The sequence below is a fragment of the Pseudanabaena sp. PCC 9330 genome (assembly GCF_055795045.1).
In genome coordinates, this window is the sequence record NZ_JAYFES010000119.1 from 18,173 (window position 1) to 37,482 (window position 19,310).

The window sequence follows — 19,310 nt, forward strand, 5'->3', positions numbered from 1 at the left end:
AGCTTTATGCAGCAACTTCTTGCCCTTGAGCTACCCACCGAAAAACTCAGCAGCCTCAAGAACCAGTTCACCGCACTGGCCGACTTTTCCATCAAGCTGCCCGATCTGGGCGATCTCTCGGTACAGGTTCCCGGCCTCGATATGCTCACCGGCATTGTCGGTGGCTTCACCGATGTCGTCCAAAACCTGCCCACTAGCCCCGAAGCGTTAGTCAGCGATCTGCTCAGCGAACTCGAAGGGCTCACCAACGGCTCTGTAGAAATTGGCGATTTGCTGGGCCAGCTCACCACTCCCTTCACCAGTTTGGGTAGTGGGCTCCAGGGCTTTCAGCCCCTGCTCAATCAAATCACCACCGGGCTGACCCAGCTTTCTCCCACCCAGGTAGACAGCGCCTATCTCAGCCAGCTGCTGCCGGTCTCCACCGTTCTCGCCGGTTTGCCCAAACAGTCGTTTACCAGCCTGGTGCAGACTCGGCTGGCGGTGGTCACGCAAATGCAGGCCCAGGTCAACAGCCTCTCCCCCGACCTGGCCACCCGCATCTACCAAGACGCCATTGCCACTCTCACCAGCATTCCCCTCAACGACAGTCTGACCGCCGATCACCTCAACCAGCTCGACGCTAAACTCACCACCCTCGAAACGGCGATCGCCGCCCTAGAGACCCGCTCTGATTGCACCCTCACCACTGTCCAGAGCTGGGCCGAGGGCCTAGACAGCTTTGCCACCGAGTTGACCACCACCCTCGACGACACCCTGACCGCCCTAGCGCCCAGCCACCTGGGAACGATCGCCCAACCCCTCGGCCACGCCCTAGACCAGGTGCCCCTGACCGACAGCTTTACCACCGTGATCGATCAGATGGAGTCGGCCCTCAAGGCCGTCCACGGGCTGGCAGATCGGGGCATTGATACGGTCACCGCGGGCCTCGACAAGGGCGTGGGTGCGGTAGAAAAGGCGATCGCCACCGTCGAGCAGGCGATCGTCAAGGTCAGCGCCCTGGTCACCAACGCCATTGAGCAGGTGGTGAGTTTTATTCAGGGGGTTGACCTGACCGGGTTGATCAATCAGGCCAAGCTCATTTTCAATGACCTGATAGCCAAGCTAAACGGGGTATTCGACACCGTCAACGGCATGATTGGCACCGTGTTTACCCAGGTCAAGGGGCTAATCAGCCAGGTCGATGCATTCGATATGCAGCCCATCGTCGATGCCCTCCATGGCGCGATCGCCCAGATCACCGCCTTTCTAGAGCATCCCCAGGTGGCCAATGTAGTTCAGCAGGCCAAGGCGAGTATTGATGCGGTGGTGCAAAAGCTCGACCCTGTGACCCTCGAACCGGTGTTTGACCAGGTCTTGACCGAGGTCGATCAGGTCAAGGCCACCCTGGAGGCCATCGATGTCTCCCAGCTCAACGCCATGGTGAAAACGGCCTTGTCGGCGGCGTTAGATCTGGTCCGCAGCGCCATTGACCCTCCCTCCACCGTGACCGATGCGGTCAAAGAGCAATACAACGCCATTGTCACCGAGCAAATTCTCAAGCAGCTGGTGGAGCCTATCCGGTCGGTGATTAACCAGGTGGTAGAGACGATTTACTCCTTTGAGCCCGGCACCCTGGTGGGCAATCTGTTGGCTCCGCCTTTTGAGCTGGCGATCGCCAAAATTGAAGAATTTGTTGACCCAGACCAACTGGTCAAGCTGCTGAAACCTATAACTGACCTCCAGGGGCGGCTCTTAAAGCAGGTGGATGAGGTGATTAACCCGAAGGTCATCTTTGCGCCCTTGATTGGCCTGTACGGCAAATTGATGGGCTTTGTGCGATCGCTTTCGGCGGAGCAAATTTTGACCCCCATTAACGGGCTAATCGGCCAAGCCACCAGCCTATTAGACCAGCTGGGGTTAGAGAGCCTGGTGGCCCAGGTGGTGCAGTCGGTGCGGCAGGTGACAGACTGGATCGGCGGCCTGCGGTTAGACGATCAGGCCTTTTGGCAGCCCATCCAAACAGTTCTCAACCAGGGCATTCAACCCTTGCTGGAGGGGCTGGTGAATCAGGTTAAGGCCGCGATTCACCAGCTCAACCTATCGGGGCTGGACGCTATTTTGGGACCTATGCGGAACGTCGTGACGCCGATGCTGAGTCAGATTCAGACGCCGCAGCTGCTGAGCCAGGTAGAAACGATGGTCGGCACCCTCGGGGAAACAGCCCAAACCTACGGCGCTACCTTGGCGACCCAGGCGTCGGCCTGGCAGGGGCTGGTGAAGACCTGGACAGATTTTGTCCCCTTGCCTGCCTTAAAAGCCGACTACGATCGCCTGCTGCAACGTCTGCAAACCCTCAGCCCGGTGAAAGCGTTGGCCCTGGCCACCAGCCGGGTCGATCAGCTGGAGGATCTGGCTAAAACGGCTCTGGCCACTGTGAAAACCCTCTGGACTCAGCTGGGCGATCGCCTCGATCAAGGGGTCGATTTCCTGGGTGATCTAAGCTCCAGCGGCCCAGAGGGGCTAAAAGCTTACCTGCTAACAGCGGTAGATGCACTAGCGGCAGGGCCGATGCAGGCGATCGCCCAATGGGCCAAACCCCTAGAGCGCATAAAAACCCTCATGCCCGCTGTGCTTGATTTGCAAAAGGTGCTGACCGTCGCCAACCAAATTCCCACAGCGATTGAGCGCTTGGGCCAGTCTGTCATCGGCATTAAAACCAAGATCCAGGGGTTTAACCTGAGCTTTTTGGCTGAGCCCCTCAACCGGGTGCTGGCAGAAGTGGTGAAGCCCCTGGAGGCTCTCAACCCTGAACCGGTGCTCGTGGTTCCCCTGACAGAACTCTTTAACCGAGTGCTGCGCCTGCTCGATCGGCTCAGCCCGGTGAACCTGCTAGCCGGGGCGCGGGGCACCGTAACGCTCAAGCTTGACACCCCGCCAGAGCACCCCATGACCATTCCAGCCGGAACTCCCCTGGTGGCAACAACCCCCGTCGGTGAAATCTGGTTTGAGACTGCGATCGCCGCCACCCTCTCCGCCACTGTCTTAACCCTGGATGTGCCTGTGCAGGCGTTGATTGCCGGAGAAGGGGGCGATGTGGTCACCGACGAGGGCGTCACCTGGAAAATTGAGGCTGAGGGGTTGGGTGCGATCGCCGTTACCCGCGCCCCCTCAGAACGATTGGTGGATAGAATTTTGAGCCTCACCACCCTGGTGAAAAAAGTGCTGCTGGCCAAGCTGGAGCGATTGCACCCGGTCAAACTGATCGCGGAGCCTCTCAATCAACAGTTTCAAAAGATTTTGGCCCTGATACAAGACCTGGGGATTATGCAGCTCTTTGATGCCTTCTTCGAAAAACTTGAGCGTTTAGATGGAGAAATTAAAGCTGGGCTAGATCGCTTAGGGGTCGCCTTTGGGGGATTGGTGTCGGCCTTTCCGCTTTAGTCATGCTGTTGAGGTCACATCAGGAGGCAATATTATTAGAATAATTGCCGTCAACAAGGGTGTCTAAATCTCACTGAGAATCTTAAATATTCCTGCGAATTGAATGGAGGAAAACGAAAAAAGATTATTCTAGGCTTGCTGCATTCTATTCAACAAAAAACACCTCCTTTTTAGGATGCCTACGCAGTTTTATGCCCCCTGTCCATCACCAAATCACGCTTGGTTCTACGACCTATACCCCTGCCGATCGCCCTGTCTTGATTGAGATGCAGGCTAAGGCGTCATTGGGGGTGCCGGTTCACCATGCCCGCATTGTATTGGGGGGCACCCAAACCATTACCGCCAAGCCCAACGACCCAGTGACCGTCAAGGTCGGCTATGGCCAGGAGGTGAGGCCCGTGTTTACCGGTGTAGTGCAGCGGGTCGAATGGGGTATTGAGCACACCACCATTCAGGCCCTATCGGCCTTTCACGCCCTGACCACGGCGCAGTTTAACCTGGTCTACGAAAAATCTAATGCGGGCGCGATCGTCAAAGATGTGGCCCAAAGCCGTCTCAAGCTCAAGGTCAAGACCATTGAAAACGGTGTTACCTTTCCGGTGTACGTGCTGGGCGATCGCACCTCCGCCTACGACCACCTCCAGGGTTTGGCCCACCAGTGCGGCTTTGACCTCTACGCTACCGCCGAAGACCAGCTTGTCTTTGCCCAATACAGCGCCGCCCAGACCCACGAGCTGACCTACGGCTTCAACATTCTCAGCCTCACCCAGGCCCAGCCCCTGCCAGAGATTACCGGCGTCGAAATCTACGGTGAAAGCCCCGCCAGCCAGGGCCAGGGCGACCAAGCCTACGCCTGGCTGACCAAAAAAGAGGTCAAAGGAACAGCGGGAGGGAGTTCAGGCGTCATGCTCCGGTTGGCCGACCCCACCGCGCGCACCCAGAGCATCGCGGGCACCATTGCCAAGGCCGCTCTCGATCGCCACACCCAAAAGCCCCGAGGTCAGGTGCGGGTGCTGGGAGATAGCACCCTTCAGTTGGGAGATGCCATCAAAATCACCAAAATGCCCGTCAGCAGCCAAAATGGCACGTTCAAAATTACCGGCGTGGCCCATCGCCTCAGTCACCACCGAGGGTTCTACACCATGATCGATTGGGAGAAACCCTAAATGGACTCAATCGTAGGGGTGATGAAGAAAGTGGCGGAGCACGAAGTCCGCAAAATTTACACCACCGAGCTAGGGGTGGTGACGGCGATTTTTCCCCACGCTTCTGAGAGCGACAAAGACAACTATCAGTGCTCCGTAAAACTCAAAAATAAAAAGCAGCCCGACGGCAAAGATTTTGAGCTACGCAAAGTACCGGTGGCCACCCCCCACCTGGGCATGGTGAATATTCCCAACGTCGGCGACCTGGTATTGGTGACCTTTATTGGGGGAGATATCAACGCGCCGATCATCATTGGTCGGCTCTACAATGACCCCGATCAACCTCCGGCAAATCAGGAAAAGGAAGTCTTAATCCAACACAGTCTGAAGGAGGGCGGTAGCCTCAAAATTGATGCCGAAGGAGTGCTGACTCTCACCAGTAAGGATGAAAAAAACATCGTCACCGTCAAAGATGGCGAACTGAGCGCCGTCAATGACAAAAGCACCATCGAAGTCAAAGACGGTGACATCACCCTCAAAAATGACCAGTGTAAAATCGCCCTCTCGGGGGGCAATGTCACCATCTATAACGGCACCTGCAAAATCAAAATTGAGGGGGGCGGCATTACCATCGACGCCGCCAGCAACAGTGTCACGGTAAAGAGCATGGGGTCAATTAAAGTGGGGGACGCCACCACGGGCTCTGTGCAGGTGGGGGGGCGAATGCCGGGGAACGCCGTGGCCGACAACGACGATATTATTCTCACCAGCCACACCCATGTGGGTAACCTGGGTGCTCCCTGTCCGATCATGGTGCCGATGGACAAGATCAACTCGATTCAGGCCAAGGGCCGCAACACAAAAGTCGGATAACTAGGGAAGAAACGGCATGGTCAGAATTAAGGGCGCCAACAGCGACTACGCCTATGTGGGAGAACCGAAGGAAGCTCCCATTCAGGAAAATAAGGCGGCATCGCCGCTATTTATGGAAATTTTTGTCTGCCCCAACGACATGCCCAGCCGGGTTGAGCCGCCCTACAACGGCAAGAAAGACAATTGGTGTGAGGGCACTGATCAAGCCTGCCCCCACGATGGCGTTGGGAAGAAAACAGGCCATGTCAAAATTCGTCTGGAGCAAGATAAGGGAATCATCCTGTCGGCAAAGGATAAAAATGCCCTCCAGGTGTCAGATCAGGCGGTAACGGCCACCGTTCCCCTCCAGGTGACCCAAGGGTTAACGGTTGACATCAACGCCCCCGACAATCAAAACGTGCGCTTAGAGGTTTCCTCAAAGGGGGTGATCCTACAGGGGCCAGATGGCACCTCAATCAAGATCACCAAGGACGGTATTGAACTCTCCCCCGGCAAGTCTGGGAAGGTCACTATTACGGGGGGCCTGGATTTGTCTAAGGCTACGGTGACCTTGCCCCCCGCCACCGTTGATGCCTTGGTGAAAGAAATTGTGCCCAAGCTCAAATCATGATTCCTTTGCCATGATTGGCCCGGTTGCCCCTACTGCTCAGTCTCCCTTCGCCCTAGGACAGAACTCCATGGCCGACCTGCTCAAATTCCTTGACCTCATGCTGACTCGACGGCAGCCCACCCAGGTAACCGCCGACCGAGACACCGTGGATTTGAGCACCCAGCAGCGAGATCTGGCGGTGGTAGACGGGCGGCATAACCTGGCCCAGGCCTTGCTCAACCGGCTCCACACCCGCCAGGGAGAGTTGGCGGCCCTGGGGCACCCCGACTATGGCTCGCGGCTGTATCAGCTGATGGGAGAACTCAACAATGGGCGCACCCGTACCCTGGCCGAGATGTATATTCGCGAGAGTCTGGCCCAGGAATCGCGCATTTCAGAAATTATCTACATTCAGTTTGACCCGCCGGCTCGGGGGCAAGAGCGCACCACCCTTTCTACGGTGATTACGGTCAAGCCGGTGGGCGATGACACCCCGCTGACCCTGGCCCTAGCGCTGAATTTGGGAGGCTAGATGATGGTGTTTGAAGCGAAAGACTTTGGCCAGATCTTTGCCGATATGCGCGATCGCACCTCGGCTCAGCTCACCGATTTTGAAGAAGGCAGCGTTGTTCGCACCCTGTACGAATCCTTTTCCTACGAGCTGGCGTTGCTCTACGAGCAAATGCACTGGGTCTATCTGTCGGCCTTTGTGGATACGGCCACCGGGGGCGAGCTTGATCGGGTGGTAGCCATCCTGGGGATTAAACGGGGCGAGCCGGATTTTGCCACCGGCCTGGTCACCTTTGAGCGCGATCTGGGCATTGCAGAACCGATTGAGATTCCCCTCGGGTTTCTGGTTACCACCAGCGAAGACACTGAGGAGTCGCCCAAAAAATCCTTTCTGACCATTGAGGCTAAAACCCTAACGGATACGGAAAAGCGGGTGCAGGTCAGGGTACAGGCCGCCCAGCGGGGCGAAACCCAGGCCACCGACGCCAACACCATTCAGGTGATGCCCCAGCCTTTGCCTGGGGTGAAAGCGGTGACCAACGAGCAGGCCCTGCGGTTTGTGGGCAAGCGGCGAGAGACCGATGACGAGCTGCGCGATCGCGCCAAAACCGCCCTGCTCGCCGCCAGCGGTGCCAACATCACCGCCATCGAAAATGCCCTCTTTAGCCTGCCGGGGGTGACCGAAGTGCGGGTGCGCGAAAACTTTCACTATGCTCGGGGGGTGGTGCAAATCAAACGGCACAATCGCAGCTACAAAAAAGCGATCGCCGTGCCTAGAAACACCCAGCTCCGCCTGCAAACTGGCGAACGGCGGTTTGTCACCCTGGCCGCAGTCACCCTAGAAGGAGACATTGCCGAGGTCAATGTCGAGGTAGAAGCCCGCACCCGAGGCCTGGCCGGGCAACGACCCCAGGGCGAAACCATCGCTTGGCAGTCGATTAGTCAGGTTGACAGCGACGGGCGCGACTTAGAGCTAGATATCGCCGACGTTGAGCCGATTGTTCTACGCGACTTTGGCGTGCTCGACGTGTTTGTCGATGGGGTTGACTTTACCAACGAGGCCCAGGTTGATCGGCTCAAACAGGAAGTCGAGCGGGTGCGGGCGGCGGGCATCTACGTGTTGCTTAAACCGGCTCAGGCGGTCACCCTCGATGCCACCTTCCAGATTGAGCTGATGCCCGGCAAACGCGTCGCCGCCGCCGAGCGCATCGCCCTAGAAACTGCTCTGCAAGACACCCTCAAGACCTACATCGCAGACCAGCGCATGGGGCAACCGCTGCTCATCGCCCAGCTCACGAAGGAAATTTTGGCCCTCAACCTGGTGAACGACCTGGTGGATGTTAGGTTAACCACCTATCGCGGCGAGGGCGACTATCAAGACGCCACCCAGCACAATGCCTCGGCCAAACGGCTAGATGCGGATGTGTTAGAAAAAATTGTCCCCCGGTACATTCGCGTGGCCTCAGAAACTAAACCTCTGCCGGTGGATGTCACGGTGAAAGCCCGCTCTCTGGGGCCAGATGAAAGCACTAAAGTCGCCACCCGGCGGCACATGGAGCAGGCCATCTGGGATTATTTCGGCGGATTGGGGGCGGGGTTAGCCGTGCGCCAAGAGATCTTACAAGCGGCCCCGGTTTTAGCCAATGACGTGGCGATCACCCTTGTCCCTCACTTTTGGCAACCCCTGACGGCCTTTGATGGTCAGACGGTAGAGGTTAGCTTTGTGGAGCAGGCCCAGCTGGGCAACGTGTTTATCTACGAAAGCACCCTGAACCTGAATGGTGCCTTAAAACTAATGGCTTCCCTGACCGCCACCCAGGATGAAAAGGCCCACCTGCAAGACCGGGTGCGCCTGGCCCTGGAGCACTATTTAGATCACCTGAGGCCAGAGGAAGCCGTTGACCTGGAACAACTGGCCGCCGTGGCCCAGGGGGTTGAGGGTGTGCTTCAGGTCGACTGGCGCGGCGAAGATATCCGCGTTTCCCTCACCCAGGCCGACAGCACTACGCCCCTGGCCAACCGCATTGACGGCACCATCGTTCAGGTCAACCCCTTTGAGAAGACCCGGCTGCTGCCAGAGTTTGCGATCGCCACCGATATTCGCCCCGTCCCCGTCGCCGTTCAGCGCCTGGTGCTGCGGCTCGACATCACCGGGCAAATACCAGCTGGGGTCAACCGCGATCAGCTCCGCAGCGCCATGGAGCAATCGGTGCGCTATGGGCTCAGCACCCTTCACCTCGACTTAGCCCCACCAGCGGTCGGCAAAACTCTCGACCCTGACTTGTTTGCCACCGACCTGCAGGCAAAACTCCAGGCCAAGGTGGGTTCTCTATCGCGCACCATGATCCAGAGCCTGGCGCCGCAGATGATTCCGAGCTTAAGAATGGGGGTGAGCGACTCCCTGGCGGACCTGACTAAAACCTGCCTGCAAGGGGCCACCTATGTCTTTGAGCAGCTCGACCTCACCCCCCGCAGCGCCGATCTGGTCATTCGCCTGGTCGAACAGGCCCAGATTCAGCCCATTGACCCTGGCCAGGTCGCGATCGCCCTCGAACTTCCCCTGCCGCCGCCGTGATGACCTCCTGTACCGTGGGCTGCTCGCGGTAAAGATTTGAGTTGATCCATGGGTCTTCCCCTACCCCTTTATCCCTCCACCCCCCTACCCCCTCACCCCCATGGACGCCTCGGGCAAAACCACCGCCATCCTCAGCCGCTTACCTGCCTTCTACGACGCCGGGAATACGGAAACGTTGCTGTACCAAATGGTCAGCGTCTTTGGCCAGCTGCTGTTGCAAACCGAGACTGACCTAGTTCGGGTGATGCGATCGCACTTTGTCGACACCGCCGACAATGAAGGCTCCCAGGGTCTCACCAGCATTCAGCAGGGCGACCTCGACCAAATCTTTCTGCTGTACCTCGAAGCTCTAGGATTGACCTCCCAGCTCAACCAGGTCAGTCCGTCTCTGCGACCGGGGGTGTTCAAAGACCTCCAGGGGTTCGGGCAAAAGCTCAAGCTCAAGCAAGGCCCAATGGCGCGCGCTCTGGTGCAAGGGTTTACTCCGGCCAATCAAAAACTCATCACTGACTTTTCCCCTAGCCCCACCGCTCAGGAACGCGCCAAGCTCGAAGCTGCCTTAATTGCTGAGCTCAATGCCGCTCTGCAACGCCCCACCCTCTATCAGCAGTATCTCAAGCATTGTTCTGCCGATTCTCTCAGCCCTGAGACCCAGCGCTTGCTGCGGCAAAAACCCACCCACGGACTGCCCCTTAAGATCCTCAACCGTTCGGTGTTAGAGGCGGCCTTTGCCAACGACATTGAGAAAAGCTACGCCCCCTACCGCGATCGCCTCAAGGTAATGATGCGGGTGCTGCGCCAGGGGGCGGCCACCAAAGCGGGCATTCGCGACATTGTCGCGGCTAACTTGGGCATCTTTGACGACGACGAGGCCGCTAAAGATCAAATCCAAATCGAAGAATTTTTACCCGAACTCACCCGGCGCACGGTTCGCATCCATCCCTACACGGCCCCGCCCGACGATCCGGCTACGGTTAACTTTCAGTACGAGCAAACCTTCTCGATCGAGAACCCCAACGTGATCCCGACGCGATCGGGCTTTCAGCTCCAGCTGTTAGACGTTCGCCCCAGCAGTGGCGGAGCACGGGCTCCCCTACAACCGTTGATCAATCCCCGCATTGTCAACGCCGCCACGAAGGAACGGTTTGAATTTCAGGGCATGCTTCAGGTCAACGATGTGCTGCGGGTGACTGCCGAGGGCGATCTCTATCTGAATGGGGTGGCGATTCCGGCCCAAAAACTGCCGCCCCCCCTACCCCGCGACACCTCTCACTGGTACGTCGAGCTGCGCGTGGGCGAACCCGCCGGACGCCTCGACCAAACCCTCTTTGACCTGTCGCGGTTTGACCGAGCTGGACGACAACCCGCCCTGCTAACCCCAGAACAAGCCAGTAACTACGCGATCGCCCTAGATGTGGAGCTGATTAAGCAAACCCCCGCCAGCTTCCGAGTGCGCATTCCCTGGGATATTCCTGGCTACACCGACAAATTTAGCGAGGCGGGCGACCACCCCCGTAACCAGATTCCCGACATTCTCGACAAGGTCAAGGCGGCGGGGGTGCTGGCAGTAGTCGCCTACGAAAAACGCTGGCAAGAATATCACACCCACGCGGCTCGGCTAACAGTGGTGCGATCGCCCTTTGCCGAAGACCAGCAAATGGAGGAACTCAACTTTGACATTGGCAGCTACCAAGAAGCCTACCCCGGCGGCCTTCAGCACGACCTAGCCGACACTTTGATTACCTCTGGCGTTTTAGACTACACCACCTTTGACTCTGGCAATCGCTTCGCCTAGTTGTCCTGGCAATTAGCCCATTCCAGCTCATATTCCAGCCTATTTTGGAGCCCCACCGATGAAACTATCCGACGCCCTAGACATGCGAGGCCGCCTCACCCTTTACGCCGTCAATCGAGCCGGGGCACCCCTCGCCACTATCCAGGCCCATAACTCCATTGTCTACACCGGGCGCGACCTGGTAGCCAAACTCTTTGCCCAAGAACCCATCGATCCGATTCGCTACATCGCCGTGGGCACCGGCGGCAAAGCCGTTGAGCCCGATACCGATACCCAACTCCAAAACGAAGTTTTTCGCAAGCCGTTGAAAGCGATCGATCTTAAGCAAGACTTGATGGATGTGAAAACCGGCACAGCCGAAAAGCCCCAAACCAATCGCAAGATCATCCTCAGTGCCGACCTCGATTTTGAAGAACCAGCCCCCCTGGCCAATGGGCAACCCCACGAGCTTAAAGAAGCTGGACTCTTTAATGCTGAAAAAGGCGGCGTCATGTACAACCGGGTGCAATTCCCCGGCATTAGCAAAACCAAAGACTTTAAACTCACCCTCGTCTGGGAAATCATTTTCTAGCATTCCTTTTCTAAGGCCGTAGGGTGGGCACTGACCACCAATCATCTGTAGCAGCCCCATTTCTCCCCGTTTAATTTCTAAAACGTCAAAGGATCAGGAGATTCTACCCATGCCCGAGGCAACCAAAAATGGCAAATTTGCCCACACCGATAAAACCCCCGGCGATTTAATTCTCTCCGCCGACTGGAATACCTCTATGCGGGAGATGGTGCGTCTCGAAACTGATAAGGTCAACCGCCAGGGGGCTGACACCATTCAGGGGCCACTCACCATTGAGGCTGCTCTGACCATCAACAGCCCCGTGGGCATTGGCAAGCCCAACCCCAGCGCCCAACTAGAAGTAGCAGGCAAAGGCGGCACCAATATTGACCTAGTAGTGAATGGCCGGTTGCAGTCTAATAATAACGATGGTGGCTTGTGGGTTTCCTCCGATCGATTTGTGGGTGGACATGACACCAATAAAATTGGTGTTTTCAACAATGGGGCATGGCGTTTAACCGTTGTTAGCGACGGTAATGTGGGCATTGGCACAACGACTCCTTCAGAAAAATTAGAGGTCATTGGCAATCTCAAAGCCGCGAACGCGACCTTGGCGGGTAGTCTATCGGTAACCGGAGCCAGCACCTTAGGAAGCCTGACCGTAGGCACCGTCAATGCAACGAGTGCGACCTTGACGGGTAGTCTATCGGTAACCGGAGCCAGCACCCTAGGAAGCCTGACCGTAGGCATCGTCAATGCAACGAGTTTCTCGGTAAATGATCAGACATGGTTGGGCGGACCCCTAAGGTCTAACAGTACGGTTTCCCTTAGGGGTTCGGGAAGCACCTTAGGACTAAACGTAGACTCTAGTGGCAATGTAGGCGTTGGCACTTTAAAACCGGGTGCTAAGCTGCACATCATTGGTGCTAGCTCGACACATACTGTTGAAACTGCTGAAGTCATTCGGTTCCAAAGAGAACCTGGTTCCACCGGCGGGAAAAAATTTAATACTGCCGGCATTTTCCTGGGTTCATTTGAACCTGGTATAGCTGGTAGAACTAGGCTAGATTTTAAGCTTTCTGGAGATGCAGGTAGTACTAACAGTAATGGCACTGTTCCAGATGTGACCGCTATGACCTTGCAAGCGGATGGCACCTTAATTATTGGAGATCCTCATGGCACCCTGAGCAGTCGAGGGAGTCTCAAGATCATTGGAGAAGAACTTCTATACCTCCTTGGCAAATCGGGTGTCATTATTGGCAAAGATTGGGGAGGCAACGGCAACCTTACAGTTCAGGGAATTATTACACCTAGCTTTGGTGGCGAAGAAACCAACGGCATCCTATTTCCAAAAGATGCTGCGGGTGGTGGTGGCGATGCGGCATGGATGCGATATTACCGCAGAGGCACAAGCGGAGAAACCTGTACGCTTGAAATTGGAGTGGCAAATGATGCTGATGATCACATTGCACTGATGCCCTCGGGTAATGTGGGCATTGGAACCAATACACCTGAAGCAAAGCTTCACATTCAGCAATCTGCAAATAACTCAGGTATTCGGCTATATGAGTTTGGCAGTTCTCGCTACTTTAGGATTGCTTATGAAGGGAATGGAAATATTCATTTCTACCACCAAAATACCTTAGGGCACTGGATGGATCAGAACGGTAATTGGAATAAAAATTCTGACATCCGCCTTAAAGAAGACATTGTTAGTCTGGAAAATACCTTGGAAAAGGCTATGGAAATGAGACCTGTGCACTTTAAATGGCGAGATTCTGACGGTCGAGATATTGGATTTATTGCTCAGGATATAGAGGCTATTTTTCCTGAGCTTATAAGCTCATCAATGCGTGAGGGTGAAAGCATCAAAGGTCTTTCGTACGATTCTTTTGGAGTTATAGCCATTGCAGCCATTCAAGAAATGAAGAAATATTATGACTCAAAAATTGATTTGCTTGAGCATAAACTATCAGAGCTGTCTCAAGTCTAGTATTTTGCTTGGGGCGCTCCAATTAAATGATAGGTATTTGGAGAGCTTTGAGGAGTTGAAGCTTTTGGTGACACGTTGTCGTCCCCAGTGTTGATCCTAGAAGAATTCGAATTTTTTGAGATGGCATTGAGACCGTTTTAATCTAATGTCTAGTTGTGGATTATCTTGAAAACATGAAAAAGCGACTTGAGCAACGTCTTCAAAACCTCAGAACAGAGCTTGAATCAGGCCAAAATGTATTGGCAGAATTAGAACTCAAGCAGGCATCCGTCCGGGACATATTATTGCGCATTAGTGGAGCCATTCAAGTGCTGGAAGAAGAATTGGCTAAGGCAGATGGCGAAAACAATGGCGAGGTTGATCATTCTTCAGGCATTGATTTTGGGGTAGCAGTCGAATCTTAGAATCTCTAAGTGGCAATGCTGGCTTATGGGGAAAGGCACTTTGACCCACAGAGCTTAGGTGGGCAGTGCCCTACAAAACTAAAAACTTTAATTGTCAAGGAGACACCTTGATTTATCAACTCCTGCAAAACATGGTTGCCATGCTTCGCGCCGAGCTTCAAGATTTGATGCCTCAGCCCGAAGCATCCATTGGTGTGGGGTCAAGCCCAAATCTGGCAGCCACATCATTACCTGATATTTTAATTTCGCCCGGCAGCTGGAGCCTGAGCCAAAACAGCCGAGATGGAGGAGCTGGAGCCTTCACCATTCGAGAATTTCAGCAAGACTTTGCCCTCTATGTTTCGGCTCAAAGTCTTCTACCCGTTGAACAGTATTCCTCACTCATTACTGGCATTTTGCTCAACAGCCACGATGCCCTCATCCAGCAGTTCAATATCCCTAAAGCTCCATCAGCCAAAACCGAATATCACTCAGAGCAGTTCACCACGGCCCATGCCCTCAGCGGCTTCAAGCTCCTAAATGCCACCTATCTAATGACTGATGCCCCCAGTCAATCTGTAAACCCCACCAACCCATCGGGGAGTCGATCGTCGACTAAAATCGCCCCTGAACGGGTAACCCTGCAACTAAATTGGGTTGCGGTAGGCAGCATTAAGATAACGCAGACAACAGCGGAGGGCGATCGCCTGATTGAGCGGGTCAATATCTCCGTGGCGCGATCGTCCTAGTCGTGATTAGTCGCTTGGTGATTGCCCTCAGTCAAACCCACTACTGGTCAATGAGGTGCACTCCTAGGCCCTTATCTAATGGATGACTATTTACTTGGGCTACCCTAAGCAAGCGTTCCCGCTAACTCAGGAGTGCTCCTAAATCCTTGCCATCCATTAGACCTTGACCTTTTCAGTGTGGCTGATCTCTTGCTTTAATAAACGACCGTTCTGGGCAATGATGTGGCCCTGTTTCATCACCCATTTCCGTTGAGGATGGGCCGCCACTGCCGCTGGGATTGAATCAGCGGCAACCACGACAAAATCAGCTACGGCCCCCACCGTTAAGCCATAGTTGGCCCGCCCAAGCACGGCTGCGCCTGCGGCGGAGACCAGATCAAACGCTGTCGATAGATCGGCATCGGTGCGAAAGTCAGATCGATAGGCAATTAGAGCGGCGCGTTCGAGCATATCGGCCTGGCTAAAGGGACACCAGGCATTGCGCACATCGTCAGAGCCTGAGAAGACCCGAACGCCAGCCTGGCGCAGCAGGTTGATCGGCGGAAACGCCAGATGCCCAGGGGCCGTGGTCATGATCGCAATGTCAGCCTTGGCCAAAAGGTCTGCGGTGGCAGCCGCCCGCGCCATCGGTACCATCCCCAAGCAGTAGGCATGGCTGACGGTGACATGCCCTTGCATCCCAAAAACCTGGGTGCGCTGGACAATTTGCTCTAGCTCAAAAATGCCCAGGTGGTCTGGGTCGTGGAGGTGAATGTCAATATCCACCCCATGCTTGTCAGCCAGTTGAAAGATGGCGTTTAAGTGCCCCTGAATGTCGCCATCTATCCCCGCCGGGTCGAGTCCACCCACCAGGTCGGCCCCGGCGGCTAGGGCCGCATCCAACAGCTCTAGCGTCCCGGGGCAAGACACCAGACCGCTTTGGGGAAAGGCCACAATTTGCATATCGATGCAGTCGCGATAGCGATCGCGCACCTGCAAAATCCCTTCCAGATTGCGTAAACCCACCTCAGGATGAATGTCCACATGGGTGCGCATGGCGGTGGTGCCCTGGGCAATGGTTTGTTCTAGTAAATGGGCGGCCCGTTCCTCGACGGGCACCGTCAGGGTTTTGAGCATTTGCTTTTCGATCTCAACCCGCTGTCGTACGGAGTCTCCGGCGATATGGGGTTGCCAGGGCGAGCCCCAAAAGGTTTTGTCGAGATGAATGTGGCCATCGACTAGGCCCGGACAGAGCAGGTCTCCCTGGAGATCGAGCACCGTCTTGGCGGTACCGAGGGGGGCTGAAAGGGGCGCAATCGCTTGAATATGGCTATCTTTGATGGCGATCTGCGCTAGGGAACCATCTGGCAGGGTAGCCTGACGGAGGATCAAATCTAGGGTATCCATACTGATATCTGCTGTGGTGCTGAAGGCATTGGGCAACCCGATGGGGCAGCCCTTTACTCGGAATTGGGCTGCCCCAAAGAGGCCGGTGCCCCAATTGAGGCCCGGTGCGGCGAGCAGGTCACCACCATCACGGCCAGGGTGAGCAGGTAGGGCATGGCGTTGAAGACGTAGTAGTAGGCATTGACCCCGACCGATTGCAGGGCCGGGCCGAGGCCCTGGGTACCGCCAAAGAGCAGGGCCGCGTAGAGACACTGAATGGGGTTCCAGCGGGCAAAGATCACCAGGGCAACGGCTAACAGCCCTTGCCCGCTGGAGATGTTCTCATTCCAACTGCCCGGAAAGTAGAGGGATAGGTAAGCGCCAGCGATGCCCGCTAACCCGCTGCCGGTCATAATGCACAGTGACTGGGTGCGCGCCACCGAGAACCCCATTGCCCTAGCCGCCGTGGGGCTTTCGCCCACCGCCCTGACAATCAGGCCCCACCGGGTGGAGGTAAAGAACCACTGCATGGCCAGGGCGATCGCAATTCCCAGGGGCAGCAGCGGGCTGACCATCAGCGCCGACTGCACGGGGGGCAGCTCACTCCAGGCCCCCAGCCGCAGGGCCGGGAGCTGGGGCGCAATCGGCTGAATATAGGGCTTGCCCAGATAGTTGGCCAATCCGCCGCCAAAGATCATCACGGCAATGCCGACCGAAATATCGTTCACCCGGCGCTGCTGCACCAGCCCAGCGTGGATCGCCCCCAGCCCCAGTCCGGCCAATCCGGCCCCGGCCACCCCCAGCCAGGCCGAGCCGGTGTGGTAGGAAAGGGCATAGCCGCTGATGGCACCCACCAGCAGACTCCCCTCAAGGCCTAGGTTGATCTTGCCGCTTTTTTCCGTCAGGCATTCGCCCAGGCTGACAAACAGAAAGGGCACACTGCCGCGCAGCAGACCGCCCAAAATCGCCAGGGGAACCCCCCACCAGCCGATCGGATTGGGTGTCATAGATGCAGTTCTCCAGAGGGTTGTGGGGTCGGGGGTTGGGGTTGTGCTGGGGCGATCGCGACTGGGTCGTCCTCGGCCTGGCGCTGCTCCTGAAACCAGGGAATCTGCCCATAGAGCGACTCGCTATAGAGAATGACCAGGAAGATCAGGCCCTGGAGCACCATGACCGTGGCATCGGGCATGCCGTGGGCGCGCTGGAGCAAGCTGCCGCTGGCCAAAATGCCGCCCAGCAGCATCGAGACCAGCGCTACGGCCAGCGGGCTTTGTTTGGCCACAAAGGCCACCAAAATGCTGGCGTAGCCGTAGTTAGAGTGCAGGGTGCCGCTGGCTCGACCATGGACAGCTGCCACCTCCACCATGCCCGCCAGCCCGGCGCAGGAGCCCGCCAAGAAGCAGATCACCAGGGTGAGTTTGCCCGGCGAAAGCCCCACCATGCGGGCCGCGCGCCGGTTGCCCCCCACCGTCCGCACGGCAAACCCAAAGGTGGTGCGTTGGATTAAGACGTGGGCGATCGCGCAGGCCAGCAGCCCGTACAGCAAACCATAGTGAATGCGGGAGGTGGGAAAGCTGCCCAGGCTGAGGGCGGTTGGCAGCGGATAAGTCGAGGGCTGGTTCAGCGAACTGGGGTTTCGCCAGGGGCCTTCGACCATGTGGCTGAGAAAGGCTATCGCCACGTAGTTCAGCAGCAGGCTGCTGATGGTTTCATTCACCCCGCGAAAGTGCCGCAGCGCCCCAATCAGCATGATCCACAGGCCGCCTGTGGCCATGCCGATCAGCGCCATCGCCAGCAGCCCTAGGGTTGGCGGCACCTGAGCCAGGGCCAGGCCGGTGACCGCCGCCAGTAGCCCCCCCAGCACCAGCGCCCCCTCATTGCCAATTACAATCAGCCCCAGGCGGGCGGGCAGCACCGTGCAGAGGGCGCACAGCATCAGCGGCGCTGAGCGCACCAGCGTATTTTGCCAGGCAAACCACGAGCCAAAGGCCGCCCGATAGATAGAGGCGTAGATCGCCAGGGGATTGTGCCCTTCGAGAGCGCACAGCCCCCCAAACAGCAGCAGCGCCACCACCACCGCCCCCGCCGGAATCAGCAGTTGCTCTAGCAGCGATCGCCACCGCTGCCCTAAAATCATCGACCCACGTAGTTTCATCAGATGGTGATCTGACCTTGAACCCCTTCCACCAGCCAATCCATTTTTTCTAGCTCTGGATGGCCGGGCTTGTACTCGGTGCCCGCTGGGATCACAACCGCCCCGGTGTTGTCCTTAATTTCGCCTTTGTAGACCACCAATGACCCGTCGATGAGACCGGCCTTGGCGCGATCGGCATCGGCTTTGGCGGTCGCGCTCACGGGGGCACCGTAGGGCGAGAGTTTAACGAAGTTATCCCCCAATCCGCCCAGATACAGGTGGGGAATCCCTTGATTCATCAGGGTCTTACCCTCCTGCACCATCTTGGCGTAGCTGGTGTAAACCCCCGTCCAGTCCCATTCGGCCCCGGTCAAATAGCCCTTGGGAGCCACGGCAGACTGGTTGACCCCGTTGCCGCTGCAAAAGATTCCCCGCTTCTCGGCGGTTTCCATTACGACTTTGGCATTGTCCACATTGCAGGTGACGACATCTACGCCCTGGTCGGCCATGCTGTTTACGGCTTCGGCCTCTTTGACCGGATCAGTCCAGGCTCCGGTGATAATCAGCTGAGTCGTCGCCTCTGGGTTGATGGAGCGGGCCCCCAGCATCCAGCTGTTTAAGGTGCGAACAATGCGGGGAATCGGCTTTGCCATCACAAACCCGAGTTTGCCGGTTTTAGAGGTGTGGGCAGCCACAATCCCCGCGACGTAGTAGGCCTCATCGATGAAGCCAAAGTAGCTGCCCACATTGTTGGGGTGGGTGCCCTCCTCAAACAGGGTGCCACAGTGCAAAAACTGCACCTCGGGAAACTCCTTGGCCAGGGTCAGAATATGGGGGTCAAAGTAGCCAAAGGAGGTGGGAAACAACACCTGCGCCCCGTCCTGCACAATCATGCTGCGCATGGTCTCGGCGGCGGCGGTGGTCTCAGGCACGTTCGCCTCTTCAACCACCTTAATGCCCGCCAGAGCACTCAGCCCTGCCGCACCTTCTGCGTGGGCCTGGTTCCAGCCGAAGTCATCTTTGGGGCCAACGTAGATCACCCCCATGACCAGGGGAGCGGTGCTGGTGGCCGGGGTAGCGGTATCCGCCCCAGGGGCCTTGGTTTGAGACGAGCAGCCCGTCCACAGGTGAGAGGTGGCCCCAAAGGCCCCAGTGGCCAAAAGGCCGCGCACTAACTGTCGACGAGAGACTGAAAAACGGGGGTACGAACTCATGGATGAATCCTCCTG

15 protein-coding genes are annotated in these 19,310 nt (G+C 56.9%); 11 read left to right on the forward strand and 4 right to left on the reverse strand.

Going from position 1 to position 19,310, the window contains the following annotated elements; all coding sequences use genetic code 11:
• Positions 1-6: 6 nt before the first annotated feature.
• From AC0QKW_RS24645 to AC0QKW_RS24695, 11 genes are all read left to right on the forward strand, one after another.
• Positions 7-3,420, forward strand: coding sequence for a baseplate J/gp47 family protein (locus AC0QKW_RS24645; protein WP_473153767.1), 3,414 nt, complete (start codon positions 7-9; stop codon positions 3,418-3,420).
• 191 nt (positions 3,421-3,611) lie between these two features.
• Positions 3,612-4,586: a hypothetical protein gene (locus tag AC0QKW_RS24650; protein WP_473153768.1), complete on the forward strand. Its 975-nt coding sequence runs from the start codon at positions 3,612-3,614 to the stop codon at positions 4,584-4,586.
• Entirely contained in the window at positions 4,587-5,438 is an 852-nt protein-coding gene (locus AC0QKW_RS24655; protein ID WP_473153769.1) for a phage baseplate assembly protein V, read from the forward strand.
• A gap of 16 nt (positions 5,439-5,454) precedes the next feature.
• A complete protein-coding gene (locus AC0QKW_RS24660; RefSeq protein WP_473153770.1) occupies positions 5,455-6,048 on the forward strand; it encodes a hypothetical protein in 594 nt (197 codons plus the stop codon).
• A 10-nt stretch (positions 6,049-6,058) separates the two neighbouring features.
• The gene (locus tag AC0QKW_RS24665; RefSeq protein ID WP_473153771.1) at positions 6,059-6,559 is read left to right on the forward strand and encodes a contractile injection system sheath initiator; all 501 of its coding nucleotides are present in this window, start codon (positions 6,059-6,061) and stop codon (positions 6,557-6,559) included.
• A complete protein-coding gene (locus tag AC0QKW_RS24670) occupies positions 6,560-9,112 on the forward strand; it encodes a baseplate J/gp47 family protein (RefSeq protein ID WP_473153772.1) in 2,553 nt (850 codons plus the stop codon).
• Positions 9,113-9,212: 100 nt separating this feature from the next.
• On the forward strand, positions 9,213-10,907 hold the full coding sequence (locus tag AC0QKW_RS24675; protein WP_473153773.1) for a hypothetical protein: 1,695 nt from the start codon (positions 9,213-9,215) through the stop codon (positions 10,905-10,907).
• A 58-nt stretch (positions 10,908-10,965) separates the two neighbouring features.
• Positions 10,966-11,478 (forward strand): hypothetical protein, encoded by a 513-nt coding sequence (locus tag AC0QKW_RS24680; protein WP_473153774.1) that lies wholly within the window; start codon positions 10,966-10,968, stop codon positions 11,476-11,478.
• Positions 11,479-11,587: 109 nt separating this feature from the next.
• Complete coding sequence (locus AC0QKW_RS24685) at positions 11,588-13,450, forward strand: tail fiber domain-containing protein (RefSeq protein ID WP_473153775.1); 1,863 nt, start codon at positions 11,588-11,590, stop codon at positions 13,448-13,450.
• 173 nt (positions 13,451-13,623) lie between these two features.
• Positions 13,624-13,854 carry a hypothetical protein gene (locus tag AC0QKW_RS24690; RefSeq protein ID WP_473153809.1) on the forward strand — a complete coding sequence of 77 codons (231 nt, stop codon included), beginning with the start codon at positions 13,624-13,626 and terminating at the stop codon, positions 13,852-13,854.
• 107 nt (positions 13,855-13,961) lie between these two features.
• Positions 13,962-14,582 (forward strand): hypothetical protein, encoded by a 621-nt coding sequence (locus AC0QKW_RS24695; protein ID WP_473153776.1) that lies wholly within the window; start codon positions 13,962-13,964, stop codon positions 14,580-14,582.
• 156 nt (positions 14,583-14,738) lie between these two features.
• Here AC0QKW_RS24695 and AC0QKW_RS24700 read toward each other — a convergent pair whose 3' ends face one another.
• From AC0QKW_RS24700 to AC0QKW_RS24715, 4 genes are read right to left on the reverse strand one after another with little or no spacing between them, the layout of a single operon-like run.
• On the reverse strand, positions 14,739-15,968 hold the full coding sequence (locus AC0QKW_RS24700) for an amidohydrolase family protein (protein WP_473153777.1): 1,230 nt from the start codon (positions 15,966-15,968) through the stop codon (positions 14,739-14,741).
• A gap of 53 nt (positions 15,969-16,021) precedes the next feature.
• A complete protein-coding gene (locus AC0QKW_RS24705; RefSeq protein WP_473153778.1) occupies positions 16,022-16,954 on the reverse strand; it encodes an ABC transporter permease in 933 nt (310 codons plus the stop codon).
• Positions 16,951-18,102: an ABC transporter permease gene (locus AC0QKW_RS24710; protein WP_473153779.1), complete on the reverse strand. Its 1,152-nt coding sequence runs from the start codon at positions 18,100-18,102 to the stop codon at positions 16,951-16,953. The genes AC0QKW_RS24705 and AC0QKW_RS24710 overlap by 4 nt, the downstream gene beginning before the upstream one ends.
• Positions 18,102-19,295 (reverse strand): BMP family ABC transporter substrate-binding protein, encoded by a 1,194-nt coding sequence (locus AC0QKW_RS24715; RefSeq protein ID WP_473153780.1) that lies wholly within the window; start codon positions 19,293-19,295, stop codon positions 18,102-18,104. The genes AC0QKW_RS24710 and AC0QKW_RS24715 overlap by 1 nt, the downstream gene beginning before the upstream one ends.
• Between the last annotated feature and the right edge of the window lie 15 nt (positions 19,296-19,310).